This window comes from Dietzia sp. DQ11-44, from assembly GCF_014145205.1.
In the GTDB taxonomy this organism is placed as follows: domain Bacteria; phylum Actinomycetota; class Actinomycetes; order Mycobacteriales; family Mycobacteriaceae; genus Dietzia; species Dietzia natronolimnaea.
Genome location: NZ_JAALEC010000176.1, coordinates 1 through 2,289, shown reverse-complemented (window position 1 = coordinate 2,289; position 2,289 = coordinate 1). Strand labels below are relative to the sequence as shown.

Here is a 2,289-nt window from a genome sequence, read left to right as displayed (position 1 = left end):
AGCGAGTGGCTCGGGCCTGAGGTCGACGCCCTCGCGCGCGGCGGGAAGCTGGCGGGACGAGGCATCGGCCCCGCGCTGCGGCGACTGCTCCCGTGGCCGGAGGCGGCCCGGTTCGACGATCTGGTGCCCGACCGCCTGCAGGTGCCCAGCTCGTCGTCATACCGCGTGGACTACCCGGAACCCGGATCCGACGCCGCACCGGTGCTGGCGGTCAAGCTGCAGGAGTGCTTCGGGTGGACCGCCTCACCCCGGATCTGCGACGGGCGGGTCCCCGTGACCGTCCATCTGCTCTCCCCCGCCGGACGGCCACTCGCCGTGACCCGCGACCTGGAGTTCTTCTGGCGCGAGGCCTATCCCGGTGTACGGGCGGAGATGCGGGGCCGCTATCCCCGGCACCCGTGGCCGGAGGACCCGATGGGCGCCGAACCCACTCGTCGGACCAACCGTCGACATTGAGGATCCCGTTACCATAACGAACCGCCCTGCCGCAATGCTCCGGAGCGGCCCGCCTCCTACGATGTGAGCAACCGCACCCGCGTCCGTCGACCCCGCCCGGAGCGTGATCGCCATGCCCGCGTACACCCCACCCGCACCCCACCGGGTCCCCCTCCCGACCAGGACCCCCGCACGGACCAAGCGGATCCCGCGCGTCCGGAACCGGATCGGGGCGCTCGTGACGTCCGCCGGTCTGGCGCTGGCGCTACTCAGCCTCTACCTGCCGTGGCTGGCCACGGGCGCGGACGAGCGGATCTCGGCCCTGGGGATCACCGAGCTCATCGACGTCCGCAGCGTCGCACCGGTGTTGTTCGTCGGACTACTTGTCCTGGCCCTGCTCGTGGCCGTCACCGCGCTCACCCGCCTGGGGTCGTTCGCCGTCGCGGCGGCGGTGGTGGCGATCGGGGTCCTGGTGGGACACCTCGCCTTTGTCTGGACCCTGATCCTGTCCACGGGGTCGACGGAGCCGGCACTCTCGGGCCTGCCCGCGAACGCCACGGTGACCTCCGGGCCCTATGTGGCCGCGTTCGGGTTCGTGATGGTGTCGGCGGGGTCGGCCTGGGCCGCCCGGTCCGCTCGCTATCCGGTCGATCCCGTGACGTGACGGGCGGGCCCGGTCCGGCGGTCACAGTCCGCCACCGCACCGTCCGGCCGGAACGCACCGTTGTGGCAGAACCCGGACACCCCGCCTATTATGTGACTTACCTCACTTCACAGGTTCCGGTCCGATTAAGGGCACCCGCCATGGCCGCACAGACAACGCCCGTCACCCGCACCTCGCCGTCGTCGGCGAGCACCCCGACCGGCGGCAAGATCATCCCGCACCTGCGAAACCGCGTCGGCGGCCTGATCGCCGTAGTGGGGCTGGCGCTCGCCCTGCTCAGTCTGTACCTCCCCTGGTTGAGCACCGGGACCGGCGGAGGGATCAGCGCGCTCGACCTCACCGAGATCCTGGACCTGCGCGCGATGGCGCCCCTGAACTTCCTGGGGCTTCTCGTGCTGTCGGTCCTGGTGGCGGTCACGCTGTTCACCCGGTTGGGATTCTTCGCGGCCGCCAACGCGGTACTCGCGTCCCTCGTGTTGATCGCCCACCTCATCTTCGTCTGGGTCCTGTTCAACTCGACCGACACCTCGGATCCGATGCTGGCGGGCCTGCCGGACGGCACCTCGGTCACCTACGGTCCGTTCGTCGCGGCGATCGGATTCATCCTCGTGATCATCGGATCGGCGTTGGCGGCCAAGTCCGCCGAGTACCTTCTCCCAGACCGCGCCGAGGCCCGCATGTTCACCGGCTCGTGAGGCGTCAGAACACCACCACGGTGTCCCCGACCTGCAGCCTCTCGAAATAAGTCGCCGCGGCGGGCCGGTCCATCCGGATACACCCGTGCGACTCGTAGGCCGGATCGCCCTCGTGGAAGGCGATCCCTCCCACGAAGTACACCGAGTACGGCATCGGGGCGTCGTCGAACAGACGGCTGACCTCGTGGCGCACCTTCCGGGTGACCTGGAACGTCCCGCGAGGGGTCTCCCAACCGACCCTTCCGTGCGACATCCGTACCGGCCCGTAGCTCAGCCGCTCCCCCGACTGCAGCCAGGTCCGGTTCCCGTCGAGGTCGACGCACGCGGCGGCCGTACGCGGACACGGGCTCTGCGGGGTGGGGTCCGGCGGCGGCGGGGGCGCGGCCGGAGGGGGCACGAACCCGGGCGGAGGAGTGATCCCCGCCGACTCCAGCCAGCCGCCGGCGGCGGTGCGCAGGTCCGCGTCCGCCTGTACGGATCCCGCCAGGGCCTGAT

General features: G+C 70.9%; 4 protein-coding genes. 3 read left to right on the top strand and 1 reads right to left on the bottom strand.

What is annotated here, in order from left to right; genetic code table 11:
• The 3 genes from G6018_RS05535 to G6018_RS05525 form a co-directional block, all read left to right on the top strand.
• On the top strand, positions 1–456 hold a 456-nt coding region (locus tag G6018_RS05535), incomplete at its 5' end, for an ATP-dependent helicase C-terminal domain-containing protein (protein ID WP_277817754.1).
• Between the two features lie 112 nt (positions 457–568).
• Positions 569–1,099, top strand: coding sequence for a hypothetical protein (locus G6018_RS05530; RefSeq protein WP_182610524.1), 531 nt, complete (start codon positions 569–571; stop codon positions 1,097–1,099).
• A 140-nt stretch (positions 1,100–1,239) separates the two neighbouring features.
• Positions 1,240–1,794, top strand: coding sequence for a hypothetical protein (locus G6018_RS05525; protein ID WP_182610523.1), 555 nt, complete (start codon positions 1,240–1,242; stop codon positions 1,792–1,794).
• Between the two features lie 4 nt (positions 1,795–1,798).
• Here the strand turns inward: G6018_RS05525 and G6018_RS05520 are convergent.
• On the bottom strand, positions 1,799–2,289 hold a 491-nt coding region (locus G6018_RS05520), incomplete at its 5' end, for a L,D-transpeptidase (RefSeq protein ID WP_182639071.1).

What these genes read in the sequence shown, in the direction of transcription:
- G6018_RS05530 (WP_182610524.1), top strand. Translation starts at nt 569, where the DNA reads ATGCCCGCGTACACCCCACCCGCACCCCACCGGGTCCCCCTCCCGACC.
- G6018_RS05525 (WP_182610523.1), top strand. Translation starts at nt 1,240, where the DNA reads ATGGCCGCACAGACAACGCCCGTCACCCGCACCTCGCCGTCGTCGGCG.